Origin of the sequence: Veillonella parvula (assembly GCF_032575955.1) — a bacterium.
GTDB classification, from domain to species: Bacteria; Bacillota; Negativicutes; order Veillonellales; family Veillonellaceae; genus Veillonella; species Veillonella parvula_J.
Map to the genome: position 1 here is coordinate 23,227 of NZ_JAWFXN010000001.1, position 19,010 is coordinate 42,236.

The following is a 19,010-nucleotide window of genomic DNA, read 5'->3' on the forward strand; positions in this document are numbered from 1 at the left end:
TTTGTAAATACTATATTCTATAAAAGAGATTTATCTATATTTGGCAACATTAATGTTACAATTCAAGTTGAATAGGGGAAAATACTTATAAATATGTGTTTTGTTGATTATGCATTTTACTAATAAATGAAGTTTATTACTTGTTTATAGGCTGTTAAGAGGTTGTTTAAAGTGAATGGCTATTGCATACTTATGTATACGAGGTTATACTATCGGTAGAAGGAGTTTTTCAAGTGAAAAGTGAGGTATGTATATGGCATGGGGTGGATCTAGACGCGGTGCCGGGCGCCCACGTAATCCTATTAAACGTATTGGTAGAACCTTTCGACTCAGTGATGAAGAGTTTCTTTCGCTAAAGCCATTGATCATGGCTATTAAGGCAAATAATGATAAACGATATAGGCAACAATATAGTCGAGAAGTATAAATAATCAGGCATTGTCACAGCATATACAATTTAATACATTTTAAATCTATTTTACAATAATTCATTATTTCTAAATCTTTCAACTACAACACATCTTTACTCTCTAAACAATATGCTGTGTGCAATACAAGTAGTACGAAGAAGGTCCCAATTCATTTGAATTGGGACCTTCTTCGTTATATATAATATAATATAATATACAATACATATTACATATTACATATTACTCTATATCTTGTTATATTAAATTAGTCTACTTTGATGCCGTGAATTTCTTCAGCTAAACGTTTTAAAGCATCGACGGTACGTACCCCAGGTGTGATTTCGGAAAGTTTTACACGAATGAAGTGACCTTCTTTTACGGCTGTGATGTCTTGAAGTTGAGGATTAGCCTTGATCTTTTCAATTTTTTGTTGGAAATCATCATCGTTGCGAATAGAATTACCATAGTCGGCGATAATAATGTAGTCAGGGTTTTGTGCAATTACTGTTTCCCAAGAACCTTTAGCCCATGTTTTATCAACGCCTAAGCCGCTCATTACATTATCAGCACCGATAAGTTTTAAGATGTTAGTAGTATAACCCTCGAATGCTGTGAATGGTTGACCGTCTTCAGAGTCATAAATGAAAACGCGTTTACGAGGTAAGTCTTTTAGTTTATCCTGGATAGCTGCCAATGTTTTACGTTGACCTGCAACCCATTCTTCAGCTTTAGGTTTTACGCCGAAAATCTCACCCAATTTAATCATGTCGCTGAAGTTCGTTTCGAGGTCAGCTTTAGTAGATAACATGGATTCAGGGATCCAAATATTAACCTTTTGGGAAATCATTTTATCTGCAGGTATAGCTCGTTTGCTGAAAGAATCAGGCCATCCCGTAGCGAAGTCAGGCTTTACGGACATGAATACTTCATAGGAAGGCCATTTATCAGATAATACTTTTACTTTGTCGTAAGCCGCTTGTAAAGGTGGGTAGATTTCTTCTTCTTTGAAAGCGGTCCCAGCCATTTTGTCTTCAAGGCCTAATTGTAACATCATTTCCGTTGTTGCTTGGGACATGGACACTGCATGAGTTGGGGCGGATTTTACGGCAAAGTCTGTTTTTGTACCATCAAATGTTTCACTCCATGTTACAGAGGTCCCGTTATCAGCTGTAGTTTTTGTAGAATCAGAACCACAACCAGCAATAGCGAATGTAGCACATGTCATAGCGATTAATAATAATTTTTTTGACTTTCTTAAATTCTGAAACATAGTAAGTCCTTTCTTTACTAATTAATAATATAAATGATAGCGTCCTTCATCCCAAGAGGTTTTAAAAGGAACTTCAAAAATTGGTTCAAGAATTTCAGGTGTGAGCACCTCGGTAGGGGAACCTTCTTTTAGGATAGTTCCGCTGTTCATGATGACAATATGATCGCAATATTGAGCCGCTAGATTTAAGTCGTGAAGGACTACAATTGTAGTGCCTTTAAAAGCACGCAATTGCTTCATAAGTGCTATTTTATACTTCATATCTAAATGATTAGTAGGTTCATCTAAAAGAAGTATTTGAGGTTTCTGGGTTAAGGCTTTAGCAATGAATACGCGTTGCTTCTCACCACCTGATAAATGATGAATTTCTTCATTTGCTAAATGGGTGATGCCTACTTCATTCATATAATGCTCTGCAATTTTAACATCCTCAGAACTATAGGTGCCAAAGTGTTGTTTGTACGGATACCGGCCCATAAGAACGATATCTTTTACGAGAAAATCGTCGATCATAGCATCTCTAGATTGTGTTAAAACTGCTACCAATTGAGCAAATTCTCGACCTTTATAAGATTCTAAAGGTTTTTCGTTTAATGTGATTTTATTTTTTGATGGATGAAGTCGATATAGATGGCTAAGTAGTGTAGACTTACCACATCCATTCGGTCCAATTATGGCTGTTATTTTATTGGTAGGAAATGTTACAGAAATATTCTTTAACACTTCTTTTGTTTCATAAGAAAAAGACAGCTGATTAATTTGATACATAGTATCTCCTATAGATATGATATACACTAACCATTGTGTTTATAACGATTCATGATAATCCAAATGAAGAGTGGAGCCCCTAATAAAGATGTAAGCACACCAATAGGAATTTCTTCTGGACTGTAGAGTGCTCTCGATAATACGTCTGACCAGATCATAACGATGCTACCGATGAGTGCACTAAATAGTAATGTATGTTTATGTTTAGGTCCACCTATAATCCTAGCAAGGTGCGGGATGATAAGGCCGATAAAGCCAACTACACCGACCTTTGATACTAGTGTGGCAATTACAATAGAGGATATGATAACGATGCTTAATTGTAACTGCTTAACGGAAAGTCCCATTTGTGCTGCTTCATGATTACCGAGTAGCAACACATCAAGGTCTTGATTAAACATATAGATATATAGCATAAATAAGATTACGATAATTGCTGTTAATGGTAAATCACTCCATTGTATGCCTGCAAAGCCGCCAAGTAGCCAGAACATAGCACTTCGCACTTGAGCTTCGTGTTTGGCTCCGTAAATAATCATCATCGTTAAGGCTGAGAATACACCAGTCATACCCATACCTATGAGGATAAGTTTTACGGGGCTGTTGCTTTTACCAACACATAAGAGGACTAATATAATTGAAAGTGCTGCTCCTAGGGCCGCAAAAATAGGCGTATTGTACTGGCCTAAGAATGGAAGCCCACCCATGATAATAGCGAAAACGGCACCTGTGCTTGCGCCAGAAGAAACACCTAATACATAGGGATCTGCGAGGGCATTGCGCGTGACAGTTTGCATTAATAGACCTACAAGTGATAGACCTATACCTGTTAGAACAGAGTAAATAAGTCGTGGTAAGCGAATATCTGTAATAATTGTATCAGTCATAGATGCTGTAGTATTTGCATCAATCATAGACATAAGAGCTGAAATAATTTGGTCTAGAGAAATGAATTTAGCGCCAAACTGTAAAGCTGTTACTAATGAAATACAGAGGATTAGACAGAGTACAAATACTTTTACCGAAGTCTGCATAAAATCTCCTTATTCTATTTTTTATTTAGGCAGTTTAAGTCTTATCTAAGTATAGAGAAATTTCAATATATATACAATATTAATACCTGTATAGGTATTATACGTATAAGGGTTTATTAAATTATAAATAGCAAAATCTTATGTTAGCTTTATTCATTTTTATAAGTTCATTGTTATTTTGATATATGAAAAATTTATTATAATAGCTATAATAGAACTATATGTACAGAAGTACGTTTAGGAGGTGTTAGTTTGATACAAGATTTATTATCTGAGGATAATGTATCCTTTCATTATCCCGCTGAGACGTGGGAGGATGTTATTCGTCATGGTGGTCAACTGATGGTTGATGCGGGTTTTACGGAGCCATCTTATACAGAGGCTATGGTTGAAGTAGTTCGCGAAATGGGCCCATATATCGTATTGGCTCCAGGTCTTGCTATGCCACATGCTCGCCCAGAACATGGTGCAAAGCGTGTAGGGACAGCTTTAGTGACATTGGAAAAACCATTGAATTTTGGCAGTCCTGATAATGACCCTGTATCTGTCGCATTATTCTTATGTGCTCCCAATAAAGATGAGCATATTCAATTGTTAACAGATATTGCTACTTTATTTGAGGATGAAGAATTCTTAGATGCGGCCGTTGACTTTGAAAGTATTGACGACGTACAAGCATTCTTGGCAGAGCATTTAGACGAGCAATAAACATTTAGAAGGAGGCAAGTATGATTTCTGTATTAACTGTATGTGGTAATGGTATTGGTTCTAGCTTGATGTTAAAAATGAAAATTGAAGAAATTTGTGCTGAAAATGGTATCGATGCACAAGTCGAATCTATCGATTTTAACGCGGCTCAAGGTCGTAAGGCAGACCTCATTGTAACTGTGAAAGAGTTGGCTGAACAATTTGACGATAAAAATGTTGCTATTGTTCGTAGCTATATTAATAAAAAGAAGATTACAGAAGATGTTCTTGAAGCATTAAAACAAGCTGCTCAATAATATGTAACAATTATATAGGAGGTAGTGCCATGGAAATGGTATTAGAGTTCTTGCGTGATGTGCTGTCTCAACCGGCACTTTTGATTGGTATTATGTCATGTATAGGCTTGATCGCCTTGAAACGTCCGTTTCATAAAATAATGACGGGCACATTAAAACCTATTCTCGGGTATTTAATGTTAGCTGCAGGTGCGGGTGTTATCGTTAGCAATCTTGACCCATTGGGAAAAATGATTGAACATGGATTCCATATTACTGGTGTAGTGCCAAATAATGAAGCTATCGTAGCTGTTGCACAAAAGGTACTTGGCGTTGAAACAATGTCTATTCTTGTTGTAGGCTTATTGATGAACTTATGTATTGCACGTTTTACCAAGTTTAAATATGTGTTCTTAACAGGTCATCACAGCTTATTTATGGCATGCCTTATGTCTGCCGTACTTGGTACAGCCGGTTTATCCGGTATGGAACTCATACTTGTAGGTGGTTTCTTAATGGGGGCTTGGTCTGCTATTTCTCCAGCTATTGGCCAAAGTTATACATCTAAAGTGACAGATGGTGATGAAATTGCCATTGGTCATTTTGGTAGTTTAGGCTACTATTTATCGGCTTGGGTTGCCAAATATGTTGGTAAAGCTGAAGATAGTACAGAAGATATTGAAATACCAGAAAAATGGGGCTTTTTACGTGACTCAACATTATCTACCGCATTAACTATGATTGTATTCTACTTGATTGCAGCCTTTGCGGCAGGTTCCGAGTTTGTAGCTACTTTATCTGGTGATATGAGCCCATATTTATACGCTGTTATGAGTGCTATGAACTTTGCTGTTGGTGTAACAATTGTATACTCTGGTGTGCGTATGATTTTAGGTGATTTAATTCCAGCATTCCAAGGGATTGCTACAAAAATCATTCCTAATGCAATTCCAGCTGTAGATTGTGCCGTATTCTTTACCTACGCTCCAACTGCAGTAGTATTAGGCTTCCTTAGTTCCTTCATCGGCGGTATCATCGGCATGCTTATACTTGGTGCAGTAGGTGGCGTATTAATTATTCCTGGGCTTGTACCACACTTCTTCTGTGGTGCTACTGCAGGTATTTATGGTAATGCTACTGGTGGTCGCCGTGGTGCAGCAGTAGGCGCTTTCCTAAATGGGTTAGCCATTACATTCCTGCCAGCTTTGGCGCTTCCTGTTCTTGGTCAATTAGGTTTCCAAAATACAACCTTTGGTGATGCGGACTTTGCCGTAATGGGTCTAGTATTGGGTAATGCTTACGAATGGGTAGGTATGGCTGGTATCTATGGCATTGTAGCTATTGCCGCTTTAGTACTCATTGTTCCTAACTTTATTAAAACCAAGGGTAAAGTTATTAACTACGTAGAAGAGGATTAATGAAAACAACTGAGCAACATCGTAATGTAGTTGTTCGATATGTATTCCTGACTATTGGGGCCATAAGTTTTGCCCTTGGTACAGCAGGTATCGTACTACCACTATTGCCAACAGTCCCTTTTTATATGCTAACGTTATTTTGCTTGGCTCGTGGATCTGAACGGCTCCATAAAATGTTTTTGGCGTCTAATTTATATCAAAAGACTGTTGCTGCTTATGAACGCGATAAAGCGTTGTCATTGCGGGCAAAGTTGTCCATTCTCGTATCCGTTAGTGCCATAATGACGATTGGTGCCTATTTTAGTCAAGATATGCCTATTGCTCTAATGGTTATGGGTATTATATGGGTAGCTCATGTCATAGCATTAGCTTTTATTATTAAAACAAAAAAATAGAAACTTATATCCGTAGTTTTAAATATAGCCTCATGAATTAAATTCTTACAGTTTAATTCATGAGGCTTATTTTATAGTACCCAGCACAACTTCTAGCGATGATTGTAATTGTTTCATATTACTACAATGAGCCAGCTCATATTTCTGAAAGTAAAATGAATTATTACTATTTTGAAGTTGATAATGACTATCAATAAGTATACTATAATATAATATTATTAATTTATGTTTATAGTATTTGTGTATATGGTGATAGTATGAATCCACATAATCATGCGGTTTCACATGCTGGAACATCTATGTCAAGACATACGATATTTGACGGTATCGATTTGATGTTCTTAGATGTGAAGCAAGAGACGATTCAATTTTATGCTAAATCACATACCAAGACGTTTGCTATAAATCACTGTGAAGAAGGGCGCATTGAGTGCAAGTTCACATCTGGTGAGTATTTATATATGGGTCCAGGGGATATGTCGTTAGGGTGGCATACACGCTCCGCTTACCAACATGAAAATTACTTTCCTACAAAATTATTTAAAGGAATTGTATTATTAGTAGATGTTGAAAAGGCACAACCCGTATTAGATGCACTTGTTAGTGATTCTCGAATTGATTTGACTGAGCTGGCCAATCGGTTTTGTGAGCATTCTGATTTTGGTATGATGATGGAAGAAACGGAAACAGTTCGTCACATTTTTTCCAGTTTATATAATGTGCCAGATCAAATAAAGGAGCACTATTTTAAATTAAAAGTAATTGAAATTTTTTTATTATTATCTGTTATCTCTACAGCTAATCCTGAAAAGAGAAGTACCTATAGAAAGCAACAGGTAGATATTGTAAAAGCTGTAAGTGAATATGTATCGACACAGTTTATGAAGCGTATTACTATTGACTCCTTGTCTGAACAGTTTGATATTCCTACATCTACCCTGAAACGTTGCTTTAAAGGTGTATTTGGTACAACCATACATCAGTATCTAAAAGAATGTCGTATTAATGCGGCAAAGCGATTGCTTCAAGACTCAGATCAGTCTATTTTAGAAATCGCTAATGCGGTAGGGTATGAGAATGGTAGTAAGTTTACTAGTGCATTCAAAGAGGCTACTGGTGTAACGCCAAGTGCTTATCGTAAGGTTTAAATAATTTGGATCTTATATTATTCTAGATAGAAATTTTGTGCTTTAGGCTAGGTTTGATAGTCTATGAAAATTAAATATTGTCCGAAACGTATGTTTTTGGTCTATTCGGAGTAGATATGTATAATACACTTTGCTACCATTAAATCTGTAAATGATTTTCAATGTCATTTGGTTGTGGTGGTAAAGTGTATTTTTATATGCATGGTTAAATATATGTCTGGAGGAAATTTAATGAATAGGAGTTGGGTGCGGGCAAGGAGATATGTTATATTATCCTGCGCAGTAGCGTGCTGGTTGCAAATGCCGGTAGTTATGGCGGATAATGCGACTGTAACAACCGATGTAGTTCATGTTCGCGGTACATGGGCTGAAGAGCAGGCAAAACAAGAGTCTCAACAGACGACGATTATTACGAAGAAGGATATTGTCAAAAAGCAGGCAAAATCCGTAGAAGATATTGTATTTTCCGAAACTGGTGTATCCAGAACCGTTGATTCGATGGGGCGCGTCGGTGTATCTATCCGTGGTGCGGATCCGCGTCATACCTTGATTCTTGTGGATGGACAGCCTGTGATGGGCGATCTTGCTAAATATCAAGGCGCCGGTGATGAATTACAGCGTCTCGGTACAGAAAATGTGGAACGTATAGAAATTATTCAAGGTGCAGCTAGTGCTAAATACGGATCCGACGCCATCGGTGGTGTTATCAATGTTATTACCAATAAACCGCGTAAGATCGCTGGCCTTCAGTTTAATGCAGAAGGTCGTAGAACTAAAGGCGACGGTGATATCGTACCGTTTTCCAATTTCTTTATGCGCGCTGATTCTGGCTCATTAGGTAAGTTAAAAGTTAATATTCACGGTAGTAAACGTGACATTATGCCTATTTATGCCAGTGAGCAGCGTCGTATCAGCGCTATGACCAATGATGAAGACCATGGCTTTTTAAAGAATTCCCTACGGTATTACGGTACAAATTCTAATATAGGTTTGGCCGCTACGTATGATATTAATGATAAGCAGTCTCTGGGAATTCGCATCGATCGGTATAATGAGGACTTAGAACGGTATGTAAAGCGCAGTACTTCTTATTTGGAACCTCAGGTTCATTACAAACGGGATTTAGACAGGAATAATCTCAATTTGACGTATACTGGTCAGGATAATAAGAGTTCGTGGAAAGCGGAACTGAATTATACGCGGACCAAAGAAGATGATGTAACATTAACCAGTGACTACGGGAACAGTACCTATGAAGGGAAAAATACATTAAACTATGTGGATAATGTAGATCATCGTCAATGGAGCATAACACTCGGGGCAGATACGCAAGTCAATAAGAAACATCTCTTGTCTTATGGAATTGGGTTTATACGGGAGACAGGCGAAGGTAGCAGACTTAAAAATGCGCCTCATACCTATAAACGGCATATCGACCCCTGGGATTATGATAAAAGTCTGGCAGTAAAAAACGGTGTTCCCTCATCCACAATTTATGACCATTCTTTCAGAAAAAACGAGGCCGGTGTAGAGCAGTGGAATAAGGAGAAAGAATGGTATAACGGAGATAAAAGCAAGCCAAACACATTGCCGGAATTTACTTACGAAGAATATCTTCAATATTTGGATCCGCAGGCGGGGATTGATTCAGCGGCCGCAATGGGGCTTGTGGACGGCCCCGTGACGGAGCGTACGCTGAAAAAACGGAATCCTGAAGCTTATGCGCGATATCAGCAGTTTGCTAAACGTTTATTAGCGGAGAATAAAGAATTTATTGAAGACTATCATTTTAATAAGGAGGGCCGAAAAGATGAAAACGGTAAGTATTATCCAGCACTTTATGATGCCTATTTACCGAGCTTTTACTATGGCGCCGTACCGGATTTTGATTCTACGAAGTTGAAATTAAACGGAGCTTATTTTAAAGAAGAGTATTTAAAACGCGTTAATCAACAGACCGCAGGACGTGCGGAAATCAAGAAACAGAATTTCTTTATTCAGGATACGTGGCAGGTTAATAAAAATACTACTTTATCACCAATTATAAGACTGGATCATAGTGATTTATTTGGCTCTAACTGGTCGTTTAATTTCGGCATGACTCATAATGTACATGGAAATGTACACCGCAGATTAAAGGCTAATGTGGGTACCAGTTATACGGAACCTGGTATGGGCGAGCTGTATTATAACTGGGAAATGTATGGCCCGAATATTACAAATGCCACAATCGGTGGCGGTGAAGCCCGATTAGGTTGGTATTGGGTCGGAAATCCGAACCTTAAACCGGAGAAATCCATGAATTTTGACCTCTCTTTGGAAGGGGAAAATAAAAATACCTATGGTAAAGTAACCGTATTCCATAATAACATTCGGAATTATATGTCGATTTACAATACGGGATATTTGATGGATTTTTATCCTCAGTATGATGAATCTACCACATATGGAGCGGCGAAATTTGCTCATGCACCAGATATGATTTACAGTTTCCGTAATATCGGCAAGGCCCAAATTACGGGACTTCAATTTGAAGTTAAACAAACTTTGAATAAACACTGGAAGGCCCGTTTGGGATATACGTATTTACGAGCGCTTAATAAGAGCGATAAAGATATGCCTCGTGAATTACTGGATAAACCTCGTCATAAAGTGGATATCGGTGTGGATTTTGAGGATAAGGCTAGCGGATGGAGCGGTAGTCTGTGGGGAGATTATTATATTCATATGCTGGATAGTAACTCTTTGTCTGGTGGAGGTAATTATATGGTATCTTATATTGATCCTAATAATTCCGATCGTTCCGTTATCAGATATAATTTGAATAATAGAAAAACCGCCGATATGTATGAACATAAAACTTATGGCATATGGAATTTGATGATTCAAAAGAAGATTGATAAGGATTCACGAATCTATTTCGGTATTGATAATCTCTTTAATCATCGTGATGATGATCGGGCTTTATCGGCTCGAGTATATCGGATCGGATTAAATATGAAATTCGGTTTCGGTTCAGGTGAAAGTAAAACGAAACTTACGAAGGAGCAGTTTGAATCGTTACCTCCGGTTATGCTGCAGGATTTTATTACGCGTCCTTTCGATACAGACAGAAAACGAGGTATGGAACTTGTAGGTGATTATCGTGTACGTAATGACAGTCATCTTGGATCTGATCGTCCTGCTACGTGGGTGACTGCTACAAGTTACGTATCCGACGAGGCCGCAAAGAATCTGGCGGACCGCAAGGAACATGGCTTGAATCAACGTATACGTGTCGGTGTCGATGCTCGTATTAACGATAATATGAATGTACGTGTTGTGGGTAGTGCTTCTGGTCAAGCTGGTGTAGATAGCAGTCATGAAACAGAAGGCTCTAACGGTTTTAATCATCAACGTCTCGAAGAACTAGATGTAACACATCACGGTTCTAAATGGGATCATAGTGTTGGTCGTATTACTGAATCTATGGGGGTTACAGGTTATTGGTTTAATAAAGAATATGACGGCCTTCGTAGTGTTTGGACGAATAAGAATACTCAAGTCCGTATCGGTGTGGGGACCTTTAAACATAGTACGGGAATTAGCGACAGTGCTTATACTCATGCTATTTATACGCATTTTAAACGGGTTCCAACGGTAGAGGAATTCTTAGGTGTTACTATGGATTCGGACGGTGCCAATAAGGAACTCATCGTACCAAATGCAGGGAATACTATTAATTTCTACCAGCAATTAAAAGCCTTGCGCGATAAGGAAGGCACCTTAGATGCGGAGGTAGGTACATTAAAGAAGAAAATCGACGATATGACTTCCGATATCTGGTCTAAAGAATTTATTGACGGCATGTCCGCGGATCAACTGGCTCCATTAAAAGCGGAGTTGGCAAAGTTGGAAGCATCTTTACCGGATGTGGAAGCTCGTGTGGCGAAAGAACGGGAACCGTTGCGAGCTGCGCAGTTTGATGTGTTGCGCCGGATGCAGGAAATCGCGGTGAAAGCTTATGGTGCGGATGCGGCTAAACAGACTGTATCGATTAAGATGCCTGATGTGTCAGTAACGTATTCTTATAAATCGCGATACTATGATGAAGATGATGAACAATGGTATGAAGACGAACGTACTTTCACTCAGAAAATAGCACCGGGAACGATTGGGCTTGATAAGAAAAACCCATTGTTTGAAATGAAGTTGAGTGATACCACTGTTCTTTCCAATGGCGGAAAAACGTTTATTTCAAATTGGTACAATCAGAATAAGGCGGCTATCGTGGAGGCGTATCGTGCCAAGGCGAAAGATATAGCAACCTATAGCTTCGGCAATAATCCGTATACGATGAAATTTGAAGATAATGCCTTTGACGGGCTGGACAAGTCTATTTATAAGGCGAATGTCGTTGATATTAACGACTCCGGCACGTCTGGTCTTATTAACGTAAAAGGAAGTGCCTATTATCCTTCTATGATAGCTTCGTACTTTAATAGCTTGGCCCGAATGCTTGAAAAAGCGGACGGCAACAGTCGTTTGCCGAGAGAGGCGCTAGGCAAATATACAGGTGCTGTTATTCCTTCAATAGGTGTCGTATTGGAGCGGGATACAATTCCACCAATTGAAAAGGCTACCTATGTTCAAGTTAAACATATGGTAACACCTAGACTTGGCTTAGCTGCGTGGTACTTACGCTCCTTTGGCGGTAGTGACTATCGCTTCTATACGGCGAATGGTAATGCTACAGAAGCGCATGAATTCAACAATATGGCTAATGTTTTTGGCGTTGGAGCTAAGTATCAATTAAATCATAATGTAAGTGTTTCCTTCGACTATGGACAAAACCGTAGTGACTTTGGTCGCTTCATGAATGGCAATACTCATTATGACCATAAGGCTGGATCCTCTCAATTCGATATCAAGGGCCGTGACGTAGGTGGTGTACCTCATTTCTGGGCATTGCGCTTTGATGTTGGTCGTGCCGATATGAATAAACCTGGTTCTTGGAATGCCTATGTAGACTATAAATACTTTGCCCATGGTTCCTTCTTTGGTGGCAATGGTACAGAGGCTGTTCCTGACCGTTACTTAGATGGTATTAAGAGCTTTACCTTTGGTGGTGGCTATGTGCCAACTAAAGATCTTCTTTTACAAGCATTCTATACATTTGATGCAAAAGGGATCAATAAACGAGATACCTTATATGGATCTGAAAACTTTAAACTTGGGAATTATACTCGTTTCCAAATGACGTATAAATTCTAAAAATTTATATCCGATTTGTCCGAAACGTATATTTTTGGTCTATTCGGAGTAGATATGCAAGATACACTTTGCTAACATTAAAATGTGAATGATATTCAATGTCATTAATGTTGGTGAAGTGTATCTTTTTAATTTTTGTGTGGGAGATACAAGACATATGTTTAGTTATAAGTTTAGGAGGGCATAATGAACCGGTGGGGACATACAAAGCGTACCATAATCCTGTCTAGTGCAGTTGCCTTGTGGCTTAGCGCACCTCTAGTGGTTTGGGCAGATAATGCGACTGTCACTACAGATGTTGTTAATGTGAAAGGCACATGGGCAGAAGAAGAAGCAAAATTGAACTCACAGCAAGTGCAAATCATTACCAAGAAAGAGATTGAAAAGAAACAGGCGAAGTCCGTTGAAGATATTATTTTTACGCAAACAGGTGTATCTAGAACAGTTGATGCTATGGGGCGTGTGGGCGCGTGTCCATTCGCGGTGCAGAAGCGCGTCACACTCTTATCCTCGTAGATGGTCAACCAGTGCTAGGTGATTTTGATAAGTACTCTGGTGCGGCAGATGAAGTACAACGTTTGGGTACAGAGAACGTAGAGAGAATTGAAGTTATTCAAGGTGCGGCTAGTGCTAAATACGGATCTGATGCAGTAGGTGGTGTAGTTAATATCATCACTAAAAAAGCACAAAAGAAACCATCCGTACAATTTAATGCTGAAGGCCTGCGTCGCAAGAGCGATGGCGATGTATTTCCGTTCCAAAACTTCTTCATTCGTGCCGATTCTGGTCAAATGGGCAAGTTAAAGGTTGGGTTATCAGGTAGTAAACGAGATCTTATGCCTGTTCTAGCATCTGTTAAACGTCGTGCCTCTGGGATGGCCTTTGATTATGCAAAACATAACTTCAAGCCAAATGTACTTCGTTACTATGGTGATGCGGCAGATATCGGTCTTGTAGCGACCTACGAGGCAAATGATAAAAATAAGGTAGAATTGCGACTTAATCGTTACACGGAAGACCTTGTGCGCGATGTTAAGCACTCCGACTCCGATTTAGAGCCACAGCAACACTTCAAACGTACGGCAGATCGTAATACAGCTAACCTGCAATGGTCCTCTAGAGCTGGAAAGAGTGACTGGACTGTAGAAACTAATTACTCTCGTATTAAAGAAAATGATGTAGCGCTCATTAACTATACAGGTCGTTCCGCTTATGAAGGCTCTAATGAGTTGCGTTATATTGATAACATCGATCATCGTCAATTAGATATTCGAGTAAATGCTAATACGCAAGTCAATAAAAATCATTTGCTAAGCTATGGTGTTAGCTATGCTCGTGAAGAAGGTTCTGGTAGTCGCTTAAAGAGTTCTCCTAATACAAGTACGATGTACATTGATCCATGGGATTACGATAAAAGCTTGTTAGTAGACCGCCTTGATCGTCTCGTGCGACGTAAAGGCGATAATAGTATTAAAGTTTACTCTCACATCCATGACTATAAATTCATTAATTCCGGTGGCGGCATGCCGCAATGGGATATGGATTATGAATACTATGGGGCTGAAACAAAGGCACAAAAGCCGGGCATTACGTACGATGATTATGTGAATTATGGTTTATCGGAAAGCAGACTTAGTGAATGGTCAAGCACATCGCCGAATAATCAACCCGTAACGGATGAATTTAAGAAGCGATATTATGCTTTGGAAAATCGGTTGAAATCGGAAAATCCTGAAATGGCGGCACATCGTGCAAACATCGTAGGTGACTATTTTAAATATGGTGAGTCTAACGATCCAGAAATGCGTAAGAAAGCACCTAAGTTAAATGGTAAGGCTTTCTTGGAAGAGTACCGTAATCGCGATCAACGCTTGACTACTGGTAGTGGTACGATTCGTAAAATAAACGCTTACATTTCTGATACATGGCAAGTTAATAAGAATTTAACATTGTCTCCAATTGTGCGCTTCGACAATAGTAGCTTGTTTGGTTCTAACGTATCTGCATCTTTGGGCATGACATATAACGTTAAAGGTAATACACATCGCAGATTTAAAGCCAATGTAGGTACCGGTTATACAGAGCCTGGTATGGGCGAATTGTGGTATAACTGGGAAATGTACGCTTCTAACCCTGTAGGGATTGGGGTAGCAAAACTCGGTTGGTATTGGGCTGGCAATCCTAATTTGAAACCAGAAAAATCGGTCAATTTCGACATGAGCTTGGAGGGTGAAAATAAAAATACATATGCACGCGTAGGTGTATTCCATAACCGTATTAAGAACTATATGTCTGTATACTTCACTGGTGATTTTATGGACTTTGCACCATATCTTAAGGGTGATGCGAAATACCAACGTGCCCCGGATATGATTTACAGCTTTAAAAATATTGGTAAAGCTGAAATTACAGGGCTGCAAGCGGAAGTACAACAAAAATTTGGCAAATATTGGTCTGGTAAATTAGGTTATACATATTTACACGCTATCAACAAAAGCGATCCATCCATGCCACGTCAATTATTGGATAAACCAATGCACAAAGTTGATATTGGCATTACTTATGATAACCCTAAATCCGGTTGGAATGGCTCCATCTGGGGTGATTACTATATCAATATGCTTGATAGTAATACTCTTAATAACGGTGGTAACTACTGGCCAGATATCTTGTCTGGTGATGCAGGCGTTTATAAGAAACAAATGTATGAAAAGAAAACATTTGGCATTTGGAATGTAATGATTCAAAAACGTTTCAATAAAAATGCCATGATGTATTTCGGTATCAACAATATCTTTAACCATCGCGATGATGACCGTGCTACACAAGAACGCGTATACCGCATGGGTGTTAACCTTAAATTTGGTGGTGGCGATAGTAGTAAAACTATGGCCATCGGCAAAACTAAGGATGGTGCAAAAGTTAATGCTACAGGGGCTAATGTAGCTAATGGTGAAGTGGTAAATTCTGAATCTGGTGTACAAAACGTAGCTGATATAGTTCGTTTAACTGACTTTATTCGTTCTGATTTTGATACTACTAAAGAACGTGGTATTACAATGGTTGGCGACTATAGAGCGCGTTGGATGGCACATGATGGTTCTAATAGACCGCAATCTCCATTTAGAGCAAACTCTGCCATCGGCTCTGCAAAAGCTAATATGTACGATGCTAATCGTCATAGTTTTGAACAACGCTTACGTCTTGGCTTTGATGCTCGACTCAATGAGTTCACAAACCTCAAGGTTATTGGCAGCATGAGTGGTATGAGTGGAGTAGATACAAGCTGGACAAAATCTGATTCCAAAGGTCTCAACCATCAACGACTTGATACAGTTGATCTTACAAGACGCGTTGAGAAATGGGACGTATCTGTAGGGCGTTTAACTGAGCCTATGGGCGCTAGTGGTTACTGGTTTGGTCAATCTTATGACGGCGTTCGTGCTGTTTGGAATGGCCATGATTCTCAAGTTCGTATTGGTGTTGGTACTTTCAAACATAGTACAGGTATCACTGATTCTGCATATACTCATGCAGTGCACAAAGTTATCTTTAGACCACCAACAGCAGCTGAATTGATTGGTATCAATCGCGATGATTATCCATACGATATTGAGAGTGCTACTAAAACCGGTTCTGATGGTGAGAAGAAGACCTCAACAGATCCGGCAGCTCCAGATAGTCCAACTGGTATTTATAACTCCACTTACAAAGGTAAGACAGATAGCCTCTATTTCTATCAACAGCTCAAAGACTTGCAAGCTGAATACGAAGCTTATAAAGAAAGCTTAGACTTAAGATGGAGTAATCCGAACCGTGATCAAGAAATTGAAAAGGCTAATGCTAAATTAGCTGAAACTCAGAAAAAACAAGCTCAAATTATGGGTCGATTACAAGATATTCTTACAAAAGCATATCCTACAGATATGGCAGGGACTAAATTCTCCCTTGATATCCCATCTGGTGGGTATGCAATGTATGAAATCACCAATAAGAAAACAGGGGAAAAACTGTATAAAACAGGCGACATTATGTATAACGTAAATTCCCCATTGTACCCTGAATCTATGAAAGAAAAGGCAAAAGGTCTTATCGTATCCTCTGATAATAAAGAAGCCTTGCTAAATCCTAAAGAGTATGTTGATAAACATGCAGCTGAGATTAATCAATCGATTACAGAAATTGCCAAATATAATGCAAAAGATAACTGGAGTAATTATAACAATAGTGGGCTTGACGAAGTTTGGGTGAAACAAGCTGATGGTACATTTAAGAGATCTTATGATTACTATGGTCAACCGTCAAGTGATTATGAATTCACTGGCTTCTTAGGTGCAAAGACTTACAAATACGATAGTGGTAAATACGTATTTAGTGATTATGATGCTAAAGATGCCATTTACAAAAAGAACTTCACCATGTCCTCTGGTGATTATGGCGAAGGTGGTTCTTACTATGGTTGGGGTATGCCTAATGCATTGTTTAACTATATGTATAATCTTGAAAAAGTTGTACATGACGCAGAGTCTGAAAATAAATTACCACGCGAAGCAATCGGTAAGGTCATTGGCAACTTGATCAGAACAGAAGGTGTAGTTCTTGAAAAAGATACTGTACCAGCCATCGATAAGGCCGCATTTATTCAATACAAGAAACAAATTGGTGCTCGTCTTGGTTTACAAGCTTGGTACTTACGTTCCTTTGGCTGTAAAACACATACATATTTAAATGCTAATGGAAACAGTAATGATGAATACAGCTTCTCCAATGTAGCTCATGTATTTGGTATCGGTGCTAAGTATCAACTTGGTGCTAATGCAGCTGTTACGGTTGATTACGGTCAAAATCGTTCTAACTTAGGACGTTACCTCAATGGTAATACCGTATATCAACATGAACGTGGCACAGCAGACTTTACTCTAAAAGGTCATCAAATGGGCGGCACACCACACTTCTGGATGGCTCGTCTAGATATTGGGCGTGCTGATTTAGATGTTCCGAAATCTTGGAATGCGTTCATCGATTACAAATACTTTGAACATGGCTCCTTCTTCGGTGGTAATGGTACGGGTGCAGTACCTGATCGTTACTTAGATGGTGTTCGTAGCTTTACATTTGGTGCCGGCTATGTACCGCGCAAGGATTTGCTCCTTGAAGCATTCTATACATTTGATGCGAAGGGCACTAATAAACGAGACACTTTATATGGTAGTGAAAGCTTTAAGTTAGGCGATTATACAAGAATTCAAGGGACCTACAGGTTCTAATGTTCAGTCTGTAAACAGGCAGAAAGGTTACAAATATGGAAAATTTAAATTATGTCATTCACTTATTTCATAGTGGCGGGTATGTAATGTATCCATTGTTACTCTTGTCTTTCATGGTTATCGCTATAGCTGCAGAACGTGCTTTCTTCTATCGTAAGTATGCAGGCAAAACATTTGTTGTAACTCATGCAGTAAATGAATTCGCAAAACTACAACGTTGGGATGAAATCGATAAAGTAATTAAAGAGAACCCTTCTATTGCAAGTCGTATTGCAGAAGCAGGTTTAAAAAATGATTCTAGCGAAGAAGCAATGAAGACCGCTTTTGCTGATCAAATGGGGGTTGATGCAGTTGGTTTCCGAAAATATATGGACTACTTAAGTGCAACAGTTACAATTTCTCCATTATTGGGCTTGCTTGGTACAGTAACAGGTATGATTGGCTCTTTCAGTATCCTTGACTCCGGTGCGGGTGCATCTGCCATTACTGGTGGTGTAGGTGAGGCGCTTATCGCGACAGCATCTGGCTTATGTGTGGCCATAATGGCATTTATCGTTTACACAATTTTTAGTCATCGTTTGGACTCCATTATTAACCAAATTGAAAATATGTGTGTAAATATAGTTACAGCTAAACGAGAAGGGTGGAAATAGTTATGAACTTGCAAAGCTTTCGTATGAAAACTAAGCCGGAATTCATGATCATTCCAATGATTGATATCATTTTCTTCTTGTTGGTATTCTTCATGATGAACAGCTTGCAAACAGTGGCTCAAAAAGCCTTGTCTGTACAATTACCACAGGCTACTAGTGCTTCTGCACCAGCTCAATTACCAGTGGTTTTAACATTAGATGCGGAGGGTCATATTACGATTGATAACAAGCCAATGAGCATTGACGATGCTGAGGCAATGGTAAAACAACGTATCCAAGAAAACCCTAATGCTAGTGTTATCTTACAAGCCGATAAACGAGCGGCTCATGGTCAAGTAGTAGCGATTATGGACATGTTAAAACAATCTGGCGTTAAACGCTTAGCTATTGCAGCTGAACAGAAAGGATAAC

At 39.0% G+C, this 19,010-nt stretch carries 12 protein-coding genes and 1 pseudogene; 10 read left to right on the forward strand and 3 right to left on the reverse strand.

The window, feature by feature from the left end; all coding sequences use genetic code 11:
* Positions 1-253 precede the first annotated feature (253 nt).
* Positions 254-427 carry a hypothetical protein gene (locus tag E7L28_RS00100; protein WP_004697552.1) on the forward strand — a complete coding sequence of 58 codons (174 nt, stop codon included), beginning with the start codon at positions 254-256 and terminating at the stop codon, positions 425-427.
* A 248-nt stretch (positions 428-675) separates the two neighbouring features.
* On the opposite strand, the gene E7L28_RS00105 is transcribed toward E7L28_RS00100, so the two are convergent.
* The 3 genes from E7L28_RS00105 to E7L28_RS00115 are packed head-to-tail and all read right to left on the reverse strand — an operon-like array spanning position 676 to position 3,482.
* Positions 676-1,680: an ABC transporter substrate-binding protein gene (locus E7L28_RS00105; protein WP_156697023.1), complete on the reverse strand. Its 1,005-nt coding sequence runs from the start codon at positions 1,678-1,680 to the stop codon at positions 676-678.
* 21 nt (positions 1,681-1,701) lie between these two features.
* Complete coding sequence (locus E7L28_RS00110; protein WP_156697022.1) at positions 1,702-2,448, reverse strand: ABC transporter ATP-binding protein; 747 nt, start codon at positions 2,446-2,448, stop codon at positions 1,702-1,704.
* Positions 2,449-2,474: 26 nt separating this feature from the next.
* Positions 2,475-3,482 (reverse strand): FecCD family ABC transporter permease, encoded by a 1,008-nt coding sequence (locus tag E7L28_RS00115; RefSeq protein WP_316581077.1) that lies wholly within the window; start codon positions 3,480-3,482, stop codon positions 2,475-2,477.
* A 252-nt stretch (positions 3,483-3,734) separates the two neighbouring features.
* Between E7L28_RS00115 and E7L28_RS00120 the strand changes: the two genes are divergently transcribed.
* From E7L28_RS00120 to E7L28_RS00160, 9 genes and pseudogenes are all read left to right on the forward strand, one after another.
* Positions 3,735-4,190, forward strand: a complete 456-nt coding sequence (locus tag E7L28_RS00120) for a PTS sugar transporter subunit IIA (protein WP_021148434.1) — start codon at positions 3,735-3,737, stop codon at positions 4,188-4,190.
* Between the two features lie 20 nt (positions 4,191-4,210).
* Positions 4,211-4,486, forward strand: coding sequence for a PTS sugar transporter subunit IIB (locus tag E7L28_RS00125; RefSeq protein WP_004696686.1), 276 nt, complete (start codon positions 4,211-4,213; stop codon positions 4,484-4,486).
* Positions 4,487-4,515: 29 nt separating this feature from the next.
* Positions 4,516-5,883: a PTS ascorbate transporter subunit IIC gene (locus E7L28_RS00130; RefSeq protein ID WP_004696684.1), complete on the forward strand. Its 1,368-nt coding sequence runs from the start codon at positions 4,516-4,518 to the stop codon at positions 5,881-5,883.
* A complete protein-coding gene (locus E7L28_RS00135; protein ID WP_227037143.1) occupies positions 5,883-6,278 on the forward strand; it encodes a YbaN family protein in 396 nt (131 codons plus the stop codon). The genes E7L28_RS00130 and E7L28_RS00135 overlap by 1 nt, the downstream gene beginning before the upstream one ends.
* 257 nt (positions 6,279-6,535) lie before the next feature.
* A complete protein-coding gene (locus E7L28_RS00140; RefSeq protein WP_004698620.1) occupies positions 6,536-7,426 on the forward strand; it encodes a helix-turn-helix transcriptional regulator in 891 nt (296 codons plus the stop codon).
* 231 nt (positions 7,427-7,657) lie between these two features.
* Entirely contained in the window at positions 7,658-12,679 is a 5,022-nt protein-coding gene (locus tag E7L28_RS00145; protein ID WP_316711345.1) for a TonB-dependent receptor plug domain-containing protein, read from the forward strand.
* A gap of 186 nt (positions 12,680-12,865) precedes the next feature.
* Positions 12,866-17,946, forward strand: a pseudogene (locus E7L28_RS00150) (TonB-dependent receptor plug domain-containing protein).
* A gap of 35 nt (positions 17,947-17,981) precedes the next feature.
* On the forward strand, positions 17,982-18,599 hold the full coding sequence (locus E7L28_RS00155; protein WP_004696674.1) for a MotA/TolQ/ExbB proton channel family protein: 618 nt from the start codon (positions 17,982-17,984) through the stop codon (positions 18,597-18,599).
* 2 nt (positions 18,600-18,601) lie between these two features.
* Positions 18,602-19,009: an ExbD/TolR family protein gene (locus tag E7L28_RS00160; protein WP_004698605.1), complete on the forward strand. Its 408-nt coding sequence runs from the start codon at positions 18,602-18,604 to the stop codon at positions 19,007-19,009.
* Position 19,010: the final 1 nt, after the last annotated feature.